15 protein-coding genes and 2 pseudogenes are annotated in these 17702 nt (G+C 63.6%); 9 read left to right on the top strand and 8 right to left on the bottom strand.

The features are described from left to right. Positions 1–13: 13 nt before the first annotated feature. Positions 14–1621: a DUF1302 domain-containing protein gene (locus G3436_RS08140; protein WP_243667060.1), complete on the bottom strand. Its 1608-nt coding sequence runs from the start codon at positions 1619–1621 to the stop codon at positions 14–16. Positions 1622–1658: 37 nt separating this feature from the next. Here G3436_RS08140 and G3436_RS08135 point away from each other — a divergent pair, with 37 nt between their 5' ends. From G3436_RS08135 to G3436_RS08125, 3 genes are all read left to right on the top strand, one after another. Beyond that, the gene (locus tag G3436_RS08135) at positions 1659–1844 is read left to right on the top strand and encodes a hypothetical protein (protein WP_163943386.1); all 186 of its coding nucleotides are present in this window, start codon (positions 1659–1661) and stop codon (positions 1842–1844) included. Positions 1845–2010: 166 nt separating this feature from the next. Then, positions 2011–2577, top strand: coding sequence for a GntR family transcriptional regulator (locus tag G3436_RS08130; protein ID WP_243667057.1), 567 nt, complete (start codon positions 2011–2013; stop codon positions 2575–2577). 486 nt (positions 2578–3063) lie between these two features. After that, positions 3064–4647, top strand: a complete 1584-nt coding sequence (locus G3436_RS08125; protein WP_163943384.1) for a methyl-accepting chemotaxis protein — start codon at positions 3064–3066, stop codon at positions 4645–4647. Positions 4648–4693: 46 nt separating this feature from the next. On the opposite strand, the gene G3436_RS27430 is transcribed toward G3436_RS08125, so the two are convergent. The 4 genes from G3436_RS27430 to G3436_RS08110 form a co-directional block, all read right to left on the bottom strand. Beyond that, entirely contained in the window at positions 4694–4933 is a 240-nt protein-coding gene (locus G3436_RS27430) for a hypothetical protein (protein ID WP_243667056.1), read from the bottom strand. Between the two features lie 23 nt (positions 4934–4956). Next, on the bottom strand, positions 4957–6258 hold the full coding sequence (locus G3436_RS08120; RefSeq protein ID WP_243667055.1) for a bifunctional 3-(3-hydroxy-phenyl)propionate/3-hydroxycinnamic acid hydroxylase: 1302 nt from the start codon (positions 6256–6258) through the stop codon (positions 4957–4959). 74 nt (positions 6259–6332) lie between these two features. Continuing rightward, positions 6333–6890: a VOC family protein gene (locus G3436_RS08115; RefSeq protein ID WP_163943381.1), complete on the bottom strand. Its 558-nt coding sequence runs from the start codon at positions 6888–6890 to the stop codon at positions 6333–6335. A 39-nt stretch (positions 6891–6929) separates the two neighbouring features. Further along, positions 6930–7781: a fumarylacetoacetate hydrolase family protein gene (locus G3436_RS08110; RefSeq protein ID WP_163943378.1), complete on the bottom strand. Its 852-nt coding sequence runs from the start codon at positions 7779–7781 to the stop codon at positions 6930–6932. 120 nt (positions 7782–7901) lie between these two features. Between G3436_RS08110 and G3436_RS08105 the strand changes: the two genes are divergently transcribed. The 4 genes and pseudogenes from G3436_RS08105 to G3436_RS08090 all read left to right on the top strand — a co-directional run bounded on the left by G3436_RS08105 (position 7902) and on the right by G3436_RS08090 (position 10840). Next, positions 7902–8483 carry an amino acid synthesis family protein gene (locus G3436_RS08105; RefSeq protein ID WP_163943374.1) on the top strand — a complete coding sequence of 194 codons (582 nt, stop codon included), beginning with the start codon at positions 7902–7904 and terminating at the stop codon, positions 8481–8483. A gap of 69 nt (positions 8484–8552) precedes the next feature. Then, a pseudogene (locus G3436_RS08100) lies at positions 8553–9666 on the top strand (alcohol dehydrogenase catalytic domain-containing protein). A 56-nt stretch (positions 9667–9722) separates the two neighbouring features. Then, positions 9723–10253 (top strand): cupin domain-containing protein, encoded by a 531-nt coding sequence (locus tag G3436_RS08095; protein ID WP_163943371.1) that lies wholly within the window; start codon positions 9723–9725, stop codon positions 10251–10253. Beyond that, a complete protein-coding gene (locus tag G3436_RS08090) occupies positions 10250–10840 on the top strand; it encodes an NADPH-dependent FMN reductase (protein WP_178116369.1) in 591 nt (196 codons plus the stop codon). The genes G3436_RS08095 and G3436_RS08090 overlap by 4 nt, the downstream gene beginning before the upstream one ends. A gap of 4 nt (positions 10841–10844) precedes the next feature. Here G3436_RS08090 and G3436_RS08085 read toward each other — a convergent pair whose 3' ends face one another. The 3 genes from G3436_RS08085 to G3436_RS08075 form a co-directional block, all read right to left on the bottom strand. Continuing rightward, a complete protein-coding gene (locus G3436_RS08085) occupies positions 10845–11870 on the bottom strand; it encodes an AraC family transcriptional regulator (RefSeq protein WP_163943368.1) in 1026 nt (341 codons plus the stop codon). Beyond that, positions 11867–12781: a GGDEF domain-containing protein gene (locus G3436_RS08080; RefSeq protein ID WP_163943365.1), complete on the bottom strand. Its 915-nt coding sequence runs from the start codon at positions 12779–12781 to the stop codon at positions 11867–11869. The genes G3436_RS08085 and G3436_RS08080 overlap by 4 nt, the downstream gene beginning before the upstream one ends. A gap of 71 nt (positions 12782–12852) precedes the next feature. Beyond that, positions 12853–14256 carry a purple acid phosphatase family protein gene (locus G3436_RS08075; RefSeq protein ID WP_178116368.1) on the bottom strand — a complete coding sequence of 468 codons (1404 nt, stop codon included), beginning with the start codon at positions 14254–14256 and terminating at the stop codon, positions 12853–12855. Between the two features lie 359 nt (positions 14257–14615). Between G3436_RS08075 and G3436_RS08070 the strand changes: the two genes are divergently transcribed. Together G3436_RS08070 and G3436_RS08065 are read left to right on the top strand one after the other, a co-directional pair. Continuing rightward, positions 14616–17087, top strand: a complete 2472-nt coding sequence (locus G3436_RS08070; protein WP_163943362.1) for a TonB-dependent receptor — start codon at positions 14616–14618, stop codon at positions 17085–17087. Positions 17088–17109: 22 nt separating this feature from the next. Further along, positions 17110–17702: pseudogene (locus tag G3436_RS08065) on the top strand (phytase); the annotation flags it as partial.

The following is a 17702-nucleotide window of genomic DNA, read 5'->3' as shown; positions in this document are numbered from 1 at the left end:
GGCAAGGCGGGCATCAGAACGTGCGCTGGATCGAGAAGGCGACGAAGTCACGATCCTTGAGGGTCTGCTTGAAGGTGTAAGCATTGTTCTGGTCGATGATCGGCCCGCCATCACCAAAGAAATTGGTGTAGCTGAGCGAGGCATACCAGGTCTTCTGATAGTCGGCCTTGAGGCCCACGGTAATGTCGCCGCCATGCTCGGGCGCGAACGCCTGGGGGGTTACCGACGAGCGCCCGTAGGGGGTGTAGCCGACCGTGATGGGCAGTTGCAGGTCCACGCCAGGCATCACCTGGAAGTACTGGGGCTCGAAGGTAAAACGCAGCGAATAGGCGTCGCGGGTGGTGTTGGGGTCGAGTTGATCGGCGTTTTTCTTCACGCTCAAGCGTCGGTTGAAGGCCAGCTCGCCGACCAGTGAGGCGCCATCCCACAGGCTGTTGCCGGCAAAGATGTTGATCATCGAAACCTGCGCATGCAGCGAGTCGCCAATCGGGTAGGCGGCGTGCCTGTCGTTGTCGGCCCCCATCCCGGCCACCACGACGCCGCCGGTGGGCGCCAGCGGTGTATCGACCCGCATCGACAATTCCCCGGCCACGTTGGCTTCGCCTACCAGGGTGCTGAAGCTGGCGCCGTAGACCTTCACATCTTCGGCATACACATTCACGTAGCTGTCATCGTTGCCGGGGATCAGCGCCGCCGGGCGGAAGTAGAAGATCGGTGTTTTTTCGTGATACTTGGCCGCGTAGAGGCCGAACTCCCAGTCATCCAGGCTGAACTTGAACTGGGCGCCGAATTGCCCGGAGTCCTTGGCATTGATGCTCGCGCCGCGGGTCAGGCGGCCGGTGGGGAAGTACACGCTTTCGGCGCCATCGCCGACGAAATCGCCGCCACTGAAATAGCTGCCGGAGCCGGGCAGGCGGGTCTTGTTCCATTCGAACTGGTAGTAGGCGCCCACGCTGATGGTGTCGCTCAGCTGCCAATTGCCCGACACCTGCTTGGTCGGCAGGAGAATTTCCTTGAACTGCGAGCCGGGTACCGATTGCAGCTTGACCAGGTCGACGGTGGACTGCGCGTTGGCGATACCGTTGGCGCCAAAGAACACGCTCTCCCCGTAGATCTGCGTGAACTGCCCCAGGCGCCCCGAAAGCCGTGTGCTGCCCGCATCCCGCGCGCCATAGACAAAGGCATCGAGCAGTTCGCCCTTGCGCCCGTGCAGGTCTCGGGTGTCATCGGTGAAGCGGTCGTTACGCACGCTCAAGGCGTTGGCGGTGCCCGGCGAATCGTTGTCATTGCCGTCGTTGTACACCGCGTCATACCAGGCGGCGCCGCTCAAGCGTGCCCCCACATCCTTGTAGCGAATATCCAGTTCCGAAAGCAGGTCCAGACGGTTGGAGATCAGCCCGCTACTGAAATTGCGATCACCATCGTCCATGTTGGGGTTTGGCACCGAGGTGCCGGGGCCGGCGGCGACATTGTCTTCGCGACCCTTGAGCCGGAACGCGTTGCTGTACTTGAGGGTGTTATCCCACCGGGTAGTGAGCTCGGGGATGCCGGTTTCGAATGTGAAGGCGCCGGCATTGAACGAGGCGCACAAGGCGAGGGCAGAGCCGGTGATACGGGTCATGCGCGGCGGGCAGCCGGGGCGGCTTTGCGGCATTTTCATGAAAACCTCTTCTGCTTTTTTTATTGTTGTTGAAGCGAATCGATTTACGTTTTGCGGCAGTGATGGGCATCGCTCTGGCGTTGGCGTGGCTCCTGTAGAGGGTGACGGCGGTGCTCAGGCCCGCAGCAGGCTGTCGATGGATGTGAGTATTTTTTTGTGCATGATTCATTTTAATTTGCCCTAAAAATCAATTTGTGCACAAAAAGTAAGTCCGGATTTTTTCAAAGTCAAGGAAAAAGCGCTTACAGCTTTCGGCAATGCCGCAGCGACGATTGGCAAGGCTTGAAATTGCACAAAGGATTTTTTGCGCATAAAATCTCGATCAGTGCACTATTCACCGGACCAAACACATGCTCAGTAATCAAGGCGGGTCGTTGATCGAGGTCGCGCTCCAGCAGATGAAGAAGTCCATCATTTGCTGCGAGCTGCCCCCAGGCGAAAAACTCAAGGTGGCGGAACTGTCCAAGGCCTATGGGTTGAGCAGTTCGCCGATTCGCGAGGCGCTCAACCGCCTGGCGCAGGAGGGGATTGTCGAAGCCAGCGAGAACAAGGGGTTTCGCGTCGCCGGCTTGTCGGTCAAGGACTTTCAGGAAATTACCCACCTGCGCAGCCTGCTTGAGCGCGAGGCGCTGGCCGATGCCATTGCCCATGGCGACGACGCCTGGGAGGCCGATGTGCTTGGCGCCTACCATCGCTTGGGCCTGGTCGAGAAGAAACTCGGCAGCCTCCCGGTTGCGCTGGATGACGATTGGTCAGAGCGGCACAAGGCGTTCCATTTCGCGCTGTTCTCCGCCTGCCGTTCCACCCTGTTGCTGCGTACCATCGACTCGTTGTTCGACCGTGCCGAGCGTTACCGGCGCTTTTCGGCGTGCGGCGCAAGGTCGAGCGCCACAAGAACGATGAACACAAGCAGTTGATGAATGCCGTGCTGGCCAGAGACAGCGAAATGGCCCTGGCGCTGCTGGGGCGGCATATCGGTGAAACCCTGAGCCGGGTCACCGATGCCGTGCTGGGGCAGCACTCTACTGTGCAGTAAGCAATCACCACGGGCGCTGGGACGTCCGTGCTTGATTACAATTGGCGGATAAAATTGTTCACAGATTGTTACTTCATTTGTTGTCACGAATTTCCCGGGGATGTATATTCCCGCGCCATTAATGGCTCAATGCCATGTACGCGTCGCGACGTGCCCTGCGTTACATCTTGAACCTGGAATTTATCCTTCTTTTTCAAGGGTTTTACGCAAGTTAAGCGCCCCCGCGACAGTGTTATCTCCTCGCAAGTTTCAGAGTACCGTTGCCCCCGTGGACGCGACGCTACTCCCTGCCTCGTGCTGCCGGGTACCCTGCGGGTACAGCCCGGTAATAACTATTTCAAGAACTACCAATAGAAGGGTTACACGGATGTTTGACGCAATTGCCAAAGTGTTGGCCGATATAAGTGTGAGGTCCAAACTGACCCTGGGCTTTGCGCTGGTGCTACTGCTGACAGTCGTGATCGCAGGGATCGGCTGGGGGGGGCTGAGTGGCCTTGGCCAACGCAGTGCCAAGCTCAGCAGCATCGCCAGCATCAACGAAGTGGCACGTGACATGCGCATCGCGCGCCTGAACTACAGCGTGTCCCCCGATGTTGCGAAGGCGGCGTTGGTGGTCAAGGTGATGGATGATCTCAATCTGCAGATCGATACGCTGGCAACCACCTTCAGCGCCGCCAACGACTTGCGCTGGATAGCCCAGGCCGACAGTGCGGTAGAACGCTACCGTACGCACTTCCAGGAGTATGCCCGCGCCATCGAGGCACGCAACGATGCCCAGGCCAGCCAGGCGTTGAGCGTGCTCGATGCAGACATCAACAGCCTGTTCGAAGCCTGTGGGCAGTTGTCGGACAGCCAATCGACAAAGCGTGACAACGAAGTGCGCTCGTCGATCGAGCGGCTGATCTTCGCTGCGGTGCTGGCCCTGATGTTCGGTGTGCTGGCCGCCTGGTTGATCACCCGTTTGATCGTGCTGCCGTTGAAAGAAGCACTGCAAAGTGCAGAGCGTGTGGCCGGTGGCAACCTGAGCCAGGATATTCAAGTATCACGGCGCGACGAACTGGGTGAGTTGCAGGCCAGCATGCAGCGCATGACCCTGAACCTGCGCGACTTGATTGGCGGCCTGCGCGACGGTGTGGTGCAGATCGCCAGTGCGGCCGAACAGTTGTCGGCAGTGACCGAGCAGACCAATGCCGGTGTCAACAGCCAGAAGGTCGAGACCGATCAGGTGGCCACGGCCATGAACGAGATGGCCGCGACCGTACAGGAAGTGGCACGCAGTGCCGAGCAGGCGTCGAATGCGGCGGTCAATGCCGGCCTTGAGGCGCGCGACAGTGACACCGTGGTCAACCAGGCCATCGAGCAGATTACCCACCTGGACATCGAGGTTGGCCACTCGACCGACGCCATGGCCGGGCTCAAGCGCGAGAGCGACAAGATCGGCACGGTACTGGATGTGATCAAGTCGGTCGCCCAGCAGACCAACCTGCTGGCCTTGAACGCGGCCATCGAAGCGGCACGAGCCGGTGAAGCCGGGCGTGGTTTCGCAGTGGTCGCCGACGAAGTACGCAGCCTGGCGCAGCGCACCCAGACCTCTACCGAAGAAATCGAGGGGCTGATCGGCGGCTTGCACCGTGGCACCCAACAGGTCGGCGATATCCTGGAGCGCAGCCGCGCACTGACCACCAACAGCGTGGAGCTGACGCGCCGTGCGGGTACGTCGTTGATGAACATTACCCGTTCGGTGGCAACCATCGAGTCGATGAACCTGCAGATTGCAACCGCTTCGGAGCAGCAGAGCGCCGTGGCCGAGGAAATCAACCGCAGTGTGCTCAATGTACGTGACGTGTCCGAGCAGACGGCTGCTGCCAGCGAGCAGACCGCCGCGTCGAGTATCGAACTGGCGCGCCTGGGTGGGCATCTGCAAACGCTGGTGGGCAAGTTCAAGCTTTGACCGCACCAGGCGCCCGTGCAGATCGTGGCTGCACGGGCCCCCGGTTTCAGGCGTCCAGCGCAGCGAGCAGGCGCTGAACCAAGGCCATCGCCTGCTCGCTGCACACGGCAGTGCCGTAGACGTAGTGATCCGGGCGCACCACGACCACCTTGCAGCCACGCTCACGCATCCAGGCGCCGAGCACCCCTTGCTGTTCCTGATACTGGTGTGCCAGGGCCATTGGCACGGGCGCTGCGTCCACCAGTTGCACGATGTGCAGCGGCAAGTGCGCGCAGGCGCGTTGCACATGCGCCAGCAGTTCCGCATCAGCTACGTCGGCGCCAGCACCAGGCGCAGGCTCTGCCCGGTGAAACGGTCCAGTAGCGCGATGCTGCCGGTGTGGTTGCGCACCAGCGGCTGGGGGAACAGTTCACCGGCGCCCGCAGACGTATCGATAAAGCCGCTGTTCAGGCCCGGAATCAGCGATTGCCGGGTCATGATGCCGTCAGGACGGGCCTGCAACTGCTGCTCCAGGCGCTTGTCGCGCTCGGCGGCACGCCCTGCGTCACGTTCGCAGATGGTCTGGCCGAATGTCTTGGCCACCTCGGTGGTGCGCCGTACGTGTGGGGCGCGTTCACGCTGATAGGTGTCGAGCAGGGACGGTTGTGCCAGTTCTCGGCGCACCAGCGCAAGCTTCCAGATCAGGTTCATTGCATCGCGAATACCCTGGCACATGCCTTGCGCGAGAAAGGGCGGGGTCATGTGCGCGGCATCACCGAGGAAGAAGGTCTGCTGGTGGCGCCACTGCTGCAGGATCAGCGCGTGGAAGCGGTAGCTGGAAGCGCGCCAGATGTCATAGGCCTCAGCCGGCAGCCAGCGTGAAATCAGGCGCTGGATCGACTCGGGCGTGGCGATCTTTAGCGCAGACTCATCGTCATTGATCATGAACTCCCAGCGCCTGTGCCGGCCCGGCCCGACCACAAAGGTGCAGGGGCGCTCGATCTCGCAATACTGAATGTTGGTAGTGGGCAACTCGGCGCCAGCACCTTCCTTGAGCATCACGTCAACCACCAGCCAGGGTTCATCGAAGGCCAGGTCGTCCATCGGCAGTTCCAGGCGCATGCGGATCGCACTGCTGCCGCCGTCACAAGCCAGTACGTAATGGGTACTGTGGGCCTGCTCGTTACCCTGGCGGTCGCGAACGTGCACTGTGCTCAGTGGCCCGTCCTGCTCGATACCCAGTACTTCGCAGCCCAGGTGCACCGTGACCGTGTCGAAGTCGCCCAGGCGCGTGCGCAGGGCACGTTCCACGGGGGGCTGCGAAAACACGTAGTTGGGCGACCAGCCCAACAGGTAGGGCGGCTTCGCCGCGTCGATGCGCTTGATCAGCCGCGCGCCGGCACTCAGGTAGTGCGATGCCCGGTAGGGCATGACGTGGCTGGCGATCGTTTCGGCCAGGCCGATATTGTCGAAGGTGCGCATGACCTCATGGTCAAGGCCCATGGCTCGCGGGTTTGCATGGATGTCTTCGGCTTTGTCCAGGGCCAGCGCGTTCAAGCCCCACAGGCCGGCAAGGTTGGCCGCCGTGGCGCCCACCGGGCCCATGCCGACGATGATCAGATCGTAAACCATTGTGTTCTGCCTCTTGTTCTCAGGCGTTCAGGCCTGACTGCAGCGACCTGCTCTGGCAGGCCGCAACCGGTTGGCTAGCCGCGCACGCGCTGTTCGGCGATGCGTTGCGCAATCGATTCCATCCACTGCTCGCGGGTCTGGAAGCCCGGGCGGCGTTGGCACATGGCAAGGGTCTGGGCCTTGATCTGCTCGCTGTCCTGCTCCAGGTCCAGCGGCTCGCGACAGGGCTGGCTGGTGTACCAGGGGGCGTCGACATACATCTCGATCGGGTTGCCTTCGGGGTCCTTGAAGTACAGGGACCAGGCATTGCCGTGGTCGACCTGATCGAGCGGGCCGATGCCGTTGGCCTTGGCGAAAGCGTAGTAGCGCTGCAGGTCTTCAAGTGAATCGAGCAGGAACGACAGTTGGTTGATCGGGTTGAACGGCAGGTCCACCGGCTTGCCGTCGAACAGTACCAACTGGTGATGCACCTCGGGGTTCTGCGTCATGAAGAACAGGCGATGGCCGGTGGAGGCGACCCCTTTGTCACTGACGATGAAGCCCAGCTTGCGGCAATAGAAGTCGACCATGTTGTCCAGGTCGGCGCAGAAGGTTCCGGTGTGGGTGAAGTTGATGCGCGGTAAGGTGTTCATGCAATGCCCTCTTCTTGTAGTTGTCGGCGCGAAGGTGCTTCAGGCTTCGTCTGCCACCGGATTGGACAGGGTGCCGATCTGCGAAATGACCACCTCAAATACATCGCCTGGGCGCAGGAACACCGGCGGGGTACGTTTGAACCCGATGCCGCTGGGAGTGCCGGTGGCCAGGATATCGCCAGGGTTCCAGGTCAGCGCCTTGGACACGTAGGCAATCAGCGTGGGAATGTCGAACGCAAGTTCCGCAAGGGTGCCTTCCTGCATCTGTTCACCGTTGAGAATGCCGTGAACCTGCAATTGGCGATAGTCCGCGATCTCGTCGGCGGTCACCAGCCAGGGGCCAAGGGCGCCGGTACTGCGAAAGGTCTTGCCCATGCCGTACTGGTGGGTGTGAAACTGCCAGTCGCGCACGCTGGCGTCGTTGAAACAGGTATAGCCGGCGACGTGGTCCATGGCGTCTTCGGGCGCAATGTGCGCGCCGCCCTTGCCGATCACCACGGCCAGTTCCGCCTCGAAGTCGAACTCCTGGGAAACACGCGGGCGCAGCAGCGGTTCACCATGGGCCAGCAGGGTCTCGGCAAAACGCTGGAAAATCACGGGATGCTGCCCCACCTTGCGCCCGGCCTCTTCGGCATGGGCCACATAGTTGATGCCCACACAGATGATCTTGCCTGGTGCCGGAATCACCGGCTCAAGTTGCACGCTGCTCAACGGATAGTCCGGCGCGGCGCTGGCCACGTGGGCGCGGGCCTGCTTGAGCAGTTGCTCGTCGGCCAGCAGCGTCGCCAGGTCATTGATACCCCTGAACTGCGCTGTCAGCTCTATCACGTGCTCGCCTGCCACGGCGCCGAAATGCGCCTGCTGGTGGTGTCGATAGGAGATCAGTTTCATCGGTCGTCTTTCCTTTTTTTGTGCATAAAATGTAACTTCTTGCACCATACATTACAAAATGCATATTATGGAAGCCCGCCCTGCAACTTCTTACAGGCGCACCTTTGTCGGAGATCGAGCATGTCGTTGGTGAAGATCCGAAAAATCAAACTGGATGTGGAAGAAGTGCACCACGAGGGTGGCGCGGTGGTTGCCCAGCCCCTGCTGGTGGCCGTGGCGCTGGCGGTAGTGGAGAACCCCTACGCGGGCCGGCATGTCGACGATCTACTGCCCTTCATGCACCAACTGCGGGCCTTGGGCAGTGAACTGTCGCAGCGTCTGATCACCGCTCTGGGTGGGCCCGAGCGCGTACAGGCCTATGGCAAAGGCGCCATCGTGGGAGAGGATGGCGAGCTTGAGCACGGGGCGTTGTGGCACGAAGCCGGCGGCTGGGCCATGCGTGAGGCGCTGGGCAACCCGAAGGCCATCGTGCCGGCCGCCAAGAGCATCGCCGGGCTTGGTTCCCGGGTGATGATCCCTTTGGGACACACTCAGGCCGCCTATGTACGCAGCCACTTCGGTGTGGCCGAGATGACTGTGTGGGACGGGCCACGGCGCAACGAGATCGCCTTCGGCCTGGCCATGGCCACAGGCGGGCGCATTCATGCGCGCATCGGCGGCTTGAGTGCGGCCCAGGTCAAGGGCGAGGACGGTTTGCGCTAAGGCTGAAGATGCACCGCGTGCTCCACGGTTTCAGTACTACAACAAAAACAATATGTGTTGGAGAACATCATGACTGCAAAAACGATGCGTGCCGCTCGCCTCTACGAAGGTGGCAAACCCATGGTCATCGAGCAACTGCCTGTCCCGCAGATCCGCCCCACCGAAGTGCTGGTGAAGGTCAAGGCCTGTGGCATCGTGCCCAACCTGCACAATATTCTGACCAACTGGGTCCACTGGTTTCCGCACAATCCGCTACCCAAGCTGCCGGCGGTGTTCGGCCTGGACCCGCGGGTGTGGTGGAGGCGGTGGGTGAGCAGGTGTATGACTTCAAGGTGGGTGACCGGGTCTATGTGAACCCTGGCCGGCACTGTGGCTCATGCCGGGCGTGCCGTGCCGGCAATAGCATCGCTTGCAGCGCCTACACCTTCAACGGCTATTTCGGCTTTACCCCCAAAAGCCCGCGCATGTTCGAAGACTATCCCTACGGTGGCTTGTGCGAGTACATTCCGGCGCCGCAGTACAGCCTGGTGAAACTGCCCGACAACCTCGCTTTCGAAACCGCCGCGCGCCTCGGTTACCTTGGCACGGCCTACAAGGCGTTGCTACGGGCCAACGTGGGGCCCGGCTCTACCGTGCTGATCAACGGCATCAGCGGTACCCTCGGCCTGGGCGCCGTGGCCCTGGCCCTGGCGATGGGCGCGCGCAAGATTCTTGGCACCGCCCGCAACCAGGACCTGTTTCAGAAAGTCAAAGACCTGGCCGCCCGGGGCGCATTGAAATCCATGCGCTTGGCACCGTGCCTACCCAGCAATGGGTGCATGACATCACCCAGGGCGAAGGGGTGGATGCGGCTATCGACGCACTGGGCCCGGGCGCCCCCCACGAAAGCCTGATCCAGGCGCTCAAGTCGGTGCATCGCGGCGGCCACCTGGTCAACATCGGCGCGATCGCCGGCGACGTGCCGATCGACCTGCACTGGATCATGGACAACGACATCCAGATCAGCGGCTCGGCCTGGTTTACCACCGCTCAAGGCCAGGCAATGGCTGACATGGTCGAGTCAGGTGTGCTGGACCTGTCGTTCTACGAGCACAGCGTGTTTGCCCTGGAGGACGTCAACCAGGCCATCAGCGGCATCGAAAACCGCCATGGCGGCTTTGGCAACTTCGTCATTCGCCCCTGACCCGCTACCGGGGGCCGGTGCCCCCGGTGCGCCACCGCTTGCCAAGAGGACGCACGATGCATGTACGCAGAGTTGTAACCGGTCACGATGCGCAAGGCCGCTCGGTGTTTGTCAGTGATGCCCCTGCGCCCCGCGCCACCCACTTCATCGATATGCCGGGCTATGGCATCGCCCAGCTCTGGTGCAACCACACGCCCGCCGGCCTGGGCGCCGCCAATGACCGTACCCTGGACAACGGCTCGCTGATTCCGCTGCCCGGTGGAGCGAGCCTGTTGATGATCAGCCTGGCACCCGATGCCGTCATGGCAGCGCCGCTGGACCCGGCCCGTGCGCTGCGCGAGATGAGCGCGGCGATGCCCGGCCTGATGGCATGTTTCGAGGCACAAGACCCGGCCATGCACCGCACGCCAACGGTGGACTACGTGGTGATCCTCGAAGGCGAGTTGTGGTTGGAACTGGATGACGGCCAGCAACGTCTGCTGCGCGCCGGCGATGTGGTGATCCAGAACGCTACCCGGCACGCCTGGCGCAACACCTCCGGCAGCGTAGCCAAGGCCGCCGTGTTCATGCAGGGCCTGGCCCGATGAACCGGGACGGCAGGGGCGCAAGCGGGCTGCGCACGACCCTCAACCTGCTCGGCCTGTCGGGCAGCCTGCGCGCGCAATCGTCGCACACCGCAGTGTTGCGCACGCTCGCCGAGTGCCTGCCAGCCAACATCTGCCTGCAGGTTCATGGCCTTGAATGCATACCGCCCTACAACGAGGACTGCGACGGCGCCAACGCGCCGCGCGAGGTGCTGGCCCTGCGTGAGGCAGTAGCCCGTGCCGATGGGGTGCTGATCGGCTCGCCAGAGTACAACCACGGCATGTCGGGGGTGCTCAAGAACGCCCTCGACTGGTTGTCCCGCCCCCATGGCCAGTCGGCGCTGAGCGGGCGCGCCGTGCTGACCTTCACCGCATCGCCGGCCTTTACCGGCGGGGTGCGGGCGCACCAGCAGCTCAATGAAACGCTGTGGGCGATGCAGGCCGCGCAAGTGGTGTACCCGCAGATCGTCATCGCCAGCGTGGCGGGCAAGATCCGCGACGGTCGCCTGGTCGATGAAGCGGCGTGCCGCTTTCTGATGGGCGGGATTGATCGGCTCATCGCAGACCTCCACGCGCGGCACGCCGGCTGAGCGCTCATGCCCCCAGCAGAGCGCCCAGTTCACTGGGCACGCGCCCGGTCCAGCGCTTGAACGAGCGCCGGAAGTTGGTGGTGTCGTTGAACCCCAGGTGCATCGCAACCTCGTCATTGCCATAGCCCTTGACCTGGAACAGGTAAAGCGCGTGGTCGCGCCGGGCCCGGTCGAGCTGCTCCTGAAAGTGCGTGCCGTGCTTGCAGAGCTTGCGCTTGAACGACGCGGGGCTGGTGTCGAAGGCGCCAGCCACGCGCTCCAGGCTGAGGGGCTGGCGCAGATGCCGGTTCAGGTAGGCGTGCAGTTCGTCGAGAAAACTCGCGTGCCAGTGCCAGGCCTCAAGTTGTTCGTCGCAGGCCTGGCGGGCAACCAGTGCCGCGGTTGCGCCGGCGTCGGACCATGAGCGCAGCAGGTACTCGCGCGGCAGGCTCATCACCGTCGAGGGGCGGTCGAAGCTCAGCGCATCCCCCAGGTGCACCCAGTACTGCTCGACGTGGCTGGGTTCGCGATAGGCGAACTGGAAGCGCCAGGGTAGCCGCTCGTGTTGCTGGCGGCGCGCCAATGCACTCACGGCGGTCATGCTCGCTTCGAGCAGGAAGGGCATCAGGTCGGCGGCCCCGCAACTGTCGCGCCAGTACAGGTGCAGGTAACGCTCGTCCAGGTGCAGAACCGGGGTCAGCAATGGCGACAGCAGGGCGCGGTAGCGGCTGATGTGCTCCAGCGCATGGTAGAGGTGATCGGCCTGTTCCAGCAGGTGGCTGCTGGCGCCGTAGTGCCCGGGCCACAGGCGCTGGCCGAACAGGAAGCTGGTGTCTGGCGCATCGAGCAGGCGCCTGGCGTTGCCGATCAGGCGCAGGAACTGGTTGGGGCTGATCACGGCGCGGCCGGTAAGAATGTCCTCGTAGAACAGTTCGCAGCCACGCAACAGGTGGTGGCTGTCGATGCCGCGCGAGCGCGCCAGGTCGATCAGCACGGCCGGCAGATGGTGCGCGGCGATGAAGCGGTGGTCGCAGTCGTAGCCGGCGTTCATGCGCTGCGCGCCCGTTGTGGCTTGGCGTGGGCCAGGGCCAGGTTGAGGCGCTTGAGCAAGTGCCCTGGGTCCTCGCCCAGCGCCATGACCACCGCAGTGGTCGCACTCAAGTGCAGGCGCTCGCCGTGGCGCAGGCTGCGGTAGGCGAGGTGGGCAATGCTGTGCTGCAGCTCGGCGGCCATGCTCCGCGCCTGCTGCTCGCCGGTATTGGGCAGCACCGCGACGAAGCGGTCGCCGGCCAGGCGACACAGCATGTCCTGCTGGCGCAGGTTGAACAGCATCAGTTGCGCCACCACCTGCAGCACCTGGTCGCCTTCTTCCTGCCCATGGCGTTGGTTGATCAGGCTGAAATCGTCCAGGTCGATGGCAATCAGCGACAATGGCTGGCGCTCGTTTTCGGCCTGCTGCAAGGCTTGCTGCAAATGCTGACGCAGGTACTGGGCGCCGGCCAGGGGGATGAGCTTGTCGAACAGGCGATGGTCGCGCAGCAACTGCTCGCGCTTGCGCATCTGTGCACTGATGGCGCGCTGCTCCTGCTGCAGGTGATACATGCCGAACGTCAGCAGCAGCATGCCCACCGGCATCGGTGCGGTCTCCAGCCAGTTGTCCCAGAGCGCATCGGCGGGCAGGCGAATGAACTCGTCCAGCACGTCCATCCACATCGAAAACGCGGTGCAGCACAGCCCCAGCGACAACAGGCGAGTGACCCGGCCGGCCGGTCGGCCACGCAGCAACATGACCAGCCAGCCGCAGAGGATCAGGCAGGTGCCGCCTTCACCCACCACATCCATCCAGTTGATCTCGGCCCAGAGCTTGATATGGCCGGCGGCAAGGTACACCAGCAGGCCGCCGTTGGCGGCCAGTACCAGGCCCGCCAGGGTCATGCCGTGCAGCTTGAGCAGTGGGTTCATGGTCACTCCAGGTAGACAGACAGCCCGCAGGCCGTCGAGTGTGCGCGCCGAATGTCTCAGCCACATGACAGTCACTTGCTGCGCGCAGTGCAGGGCAGGCCGTCCGGGCCGCTGGCCTGGTTGCAGAAGCGCTCTGGCACACGGCGCAGCGCCGGCTCGTGGAGGAATTTGTTGCCCTTGGCGTCGCGCTGGATATCGAAGGCGTCGTACAGGCGGTCGTCGGCGGTGTAGGTGCGCACGCTCAAGCGGTCCCGTTCGACTGCAATGGTCTGGAACAGCTGGGTATCTTCGGCGCTGCGATCGGGCTGGGTGCGGGCACGCTCATTCACCCCGTACATTTTTGCGCCGGTCACCGACACCATGTACACCGGGCCGATCGGCTGGTGCGCGCGCTGCGCCTTGCGCCGGGCGTCGCGGCCCTGGGCATGAGTCAGGCGGCTGTAGCAGTGGTCATGCCCCTGCAGCACCAGGTCAACCTTGTAGCGGTCGAGCAACGGCTTCCAGGCGGCTTTCAGCGCTTCGGTATCTTGCGGGCGGGCGCAGGTGTAGATCGGCTGGTGCATGACCACGATGTTCCAGCGCGCACGGCTGCTTTTCAGCGCGTTTTCCAGCCAGCGGGTCTGGCTGTCGAGGGTGCCCAGGTCCAGTGCCGAGGTGCCGTCCAGTACCACGAAGCGCACGCCCTGGTAGTCGCTGATGTAGCTGGTGTCGGGCACCCCTTCGGCGCCGTTGCGCGGCAGCGCGAACTGGGCGGGGAAGTGCGGGCCGAGGCGGCGGCTTTCGCTGCCATCGGGCAGCGTGGTGTCGAGGTACTCGTGGTTGCCGGCCGCCGTCAGTTGCGCGATGGCGGCATAGGCCCAGCCGCCGGCCTGGTTCCATTCGCCCCATTCGTCATCGTGCGCCAGCTCGTCGCGCGAGGCCACCAGGTCGCCGGCATGCACCACCAGCGCCGGCCGCGCAACACTGCGCAAGGCCTGGCGAATGGTGCGCGAGGCCACCGACAGAATGCCGTTCTGGGTGTCGCCCAGGTACAGGAAGGTAAACGGTGCGAACGCCTGCTTTGCCGTGTGGAACTGATGCCACTCGCTCCAGCCGGCAGTGCCCTTGACCCGGTACACGTACGGGGTGTCGGGCTGCAGTTGCTCCAGGCGCACCTGATGGAAGTTGGCCGGGCCGTTGTCGCTGTCCAGGCGCCGCGTCTGCCCGCGCTGTTGCTGCGCGGTGGCCGTCACGTGTGGGCCGGCCAGGGCCGGGCCGAACTCCAGCAGCGCCTCGGCTTGCTGCAGGTCGGTGCGGTAGCTCACCGCCATCTGCGTCGTGGCATTCGCCCCGGGGCTCAGCACGATACGGTCGGCCAGGCGGGTGGCGGCATACGGTTGCCCGACCGAGCGCGGCAGCGGCGTGTCGCTGGCGTGGACGACGGGCAGCAGCAGGGTGCTGGCGATGAAGGTGGCAAGCAGCAGGGGGCGATGCATTGGCGGTTCCTCGTAAGCCGTTACGGCGTGATGGGGCGTCACGGAAACAAAGCCACATGACGGTTCGGTTACCGGGCGGGGGGTCGATTCGGCTCAGGGCAAATGCGCCCACGGGCGTTTTTTTTTCAGGCCGGCTTCAGCCTGGTGTGCCTGCGCCGGTGCAGCGGCGGGCTGCTGGGCTGGCAGGTTTGCGCCGGATGGGGTCATTTGAGCTCAATACGCTGCGAAAACCGGTGTAAATCAGCGCTGCAGCCGCGTTCGTGCAAGGGGCGTCACGCAAATGCCACAAATCATTTCTAACGTCCGCAGCCATTCCTGGGATCACCAGGGGCATCGGAACGGGGGAATCGAAGGTGGCAATGCCTTTTCGTCAACGAAGTAACGCCGGGTTCAGGGTCAGCTTGCTGGCTATCGCCATAGCCGCTGCGCCGGCCTGGGCAGAGGAAGAGACGATCGAGCGCGTCGAGGTCATCGGCCAGGCTGCCAGCATCGACAAGGCGCTGCGTGAGCAGAAGAGCGCCGACACCATCAAGAGCGTGGTGCACGCCGATGGCGTCGGCCAGTTGCCCGACGACAATGCCGCCGAGGCGTTGCAGCGCGTGCCGGGCCTGTCGGTGGAGCGCGACCAGGGCGAAGGCCGCTTCGTCAGCGTGCGCGGCCTGGCGCCGGACCTCAACAGCGTGACCATCAACGGCACCCTGGTGCCGTCCCCCGAAGGCGCGCGCCGCGCCGTAGCGCTGGACGTGTTGCCGGCAGAGCTGGTGCAGTCGCTGTCGGTGGTCAAGAGCCTGACCCCGGACATGGACGCCAACTCCCTGGGCGGCACCATCGAGGTCGAGAGCCTCTCGGCCTTCGACCACGACGGGCTGTTCTACACCCTGTCTGGCGAGGCCAGTCACGACACCAACGTGAGCAAGGACAGCCCCAAGTTCTCCGGTGCGCTGAGTAACCGCTTCAGCCTGGGTGACGGCATCGACAACTTCGGTGTGGCTGCAGCGTTCAGTTGGCAGAAGCGCAAGTTCGGCTCGGAGAACGTCGAGACCGGCGGCGCCTGGGACTTCGACGACGCTGCCCGGCTGGAAGAAGTCGAGCAGCGTGATTACCAGATCACCCGCGAACGTACCGGCCTGGGGCTGAACTTCGACTACCAGCCCGACGACTACTCCAGCTACTACCTGCGCACCCTGTACAGCAAGTTCAAGGACACCGAGACGCGCAACGCGGCCGGCGTCGAGTTTGCCGATGCCCAGGCCTCCGGTGAACGCGGCGACGCTGAAGGCTGGCGCGCCCTCAAGTCGCGCCAGGACACCCAGGAAATCCAGTCCTACGTGATCGGCGGCGAGCGCCTGTTCGACCTGTGGACGATCAATGCCCAGGCGGGCTACAGCCAGTCTACCGAGAAAGATCCGGGCGGCATCGCCGGTGCCAAGTTCGTGGGTGACTTCAGCGACGCCGGCTTCGATGGCTCGCGCAAACCCCATGTCAGCGTCGCCAGCGCGTTCTATGACCCGGCCTCCTTCGTGCTGGATGAGGTGGAGGTGGAAAAGGTCAGCGGCAAGGACCAGGAAAAGAACATTCGCCTGGACCTGGCCCGCGACTACGAGCTCAGCGGCAATGCCTCGCAGGTCAAGTTCGGCGGTAAGCTGAGCCGGCGCAACAAGACCAGCGACACCGAGGTGTGGACCTATGACGACTTCGACAATGTCACCCTGGGCAACTACCAGGGCAGCAACGTCGATTACTCGCTGGGCAATTTCGGCAATGGCATCAGCGCTGGCGCGATCAAGGGCCTGATCGGCGGGCTGGACCGCGCCGCGTTCTACAACGAGCAAGAGTCGCGCATCAATGACTTCGACATGCGCGAAGACATCAATGCCGCCTACCTGATGAACACCCTGGACCTGGGCGACTGGCGCCTGATCGCCGGCCTGCGCTACGAGGGCACCGAGTTCGAAGCCAAGGGCACTGGCCTGCGTGACGGCAGCTATGAACGCACGCACAGCAACAACCGCTACGACCATTGGCTGCCGGGGCTGCACGCCCGCTATCAACTGACGCCGTCCACGGCGCTGCGTGCGGCCTGGACCAACACCGTGGTACGCCCGACCTTCGGCCAGCTGGCGCCGGGCTTTGTCATCGATGGCGACGACGCCTCGTTCGGCAACCCGAACCTCAAACCGCTGGAATCGTCGAACTTCGACCTCGGCATCGAGCACTACATGGGCCGCGCCGGCGTGGTATCGGGCTTCCTGTTCTACAAGGATATCGACAACTTCGTTTACAACACCGACCTGTCCGGCAGTGGGGCCTGGCTCGGTTTCGACGAAGCGCTGAGCTATGAAAACGGCAGCAGCGCCAAGCTATACGGGCTCGAACTGGCCTATTCGCAGAAGTTCGACTGGCTGCCGGCCCCCTGGGACGGCGTGTTGCTGGGGGCCAACCTGACCCTGAGCCAGTCTGACGCGAACATCGAAGGGCAGGGCGCCAAGCGCTCGATCGCCATGCCCAACCAGTCCGACACCGTGGGCAACCTCATGCTCGGCTGGGAGAACGACCGTTTCAACGTGCGCGTGGCCGCCAACTACAAATCCAGCTACCTCTACGAGATCGGCTCCATCGAGGACAAGCGCCACGACCTGACTGTGGATGACCAGCTGTTCGTCGATTTCAAGGCGGGCTACTTCATCACCCCCGAGCTGCAGTTGACCTTCGAGGCGCAGAACCTCACCGACGAAAGCTACTACGTGTACACCGGCAACCGCCGCTACAACGCCCAGTACGAAGAGTACGGCCCAACCTACAAGCTCGGCCTGACGCTGACGCACTTCTGACGACCCAGGACAGACCTTATCCATGCGTATTACTTCCTTGTCCCTGCTGGGGCTGTGCATCGCCCTGGCCGCCTGTCAGCACAACGTCCCGCTACCGGCCGGCGTACCGGCGACGCTCGACATCAGCCGCACGCTGATCGCCGCCGAACACGCGCAGTGGCTCGCGCCGCTGCCGTTGCTGAGCACTGCCGAGCGACTCCAGGTGGGGGCCAGCGGCGTGCAGGTGATCGCCCATGACGGCCAGTTGCTGAGCGAGCTGGCGGGGCGTTTCGAGACCCTCGACCATCGTGTCGATGAGCGCGGCCTGCTGGTGGCCACCCTCGACAAGCAGCGCCAGCAAGCGCTGCTGGCGCGCCTGCAGGGCGAGCAATGGGGCGCTGCGCTGTATCTGCCCAAAACGCGCTTTGCCATCGAAGGGCTGTGCCTGTACCGCGACAGTGCACGCAACGACTTCCTGTTCCTGCTGGGCGAGGAGGGCATCGGCGAGCAATGGCTGGTGGCCGAGCACGGTCGCCCGTTGAGCGAGGCGCGCCGGGTGCGGGCGCTGAGCCTGCCGCCGCAGAGCGGCTGGTGCCAGGTCGACGATGCCAGCGACAGCCTCTATGTGAATGAAGA

The organism is Pseudomonas brassicae (assembly GCF_010671725.1).
Classification (GTDB): Bacteria; Pseudomonadota; Gammaproteobacteria; order Pseudomonadales; family Pseudomonadaceae; genus Aquipseudomonas; species Aquipseudomonas brassicae.
This window is presented reverse-complemented; position numbering and strand designations above follow the sequence as displayed.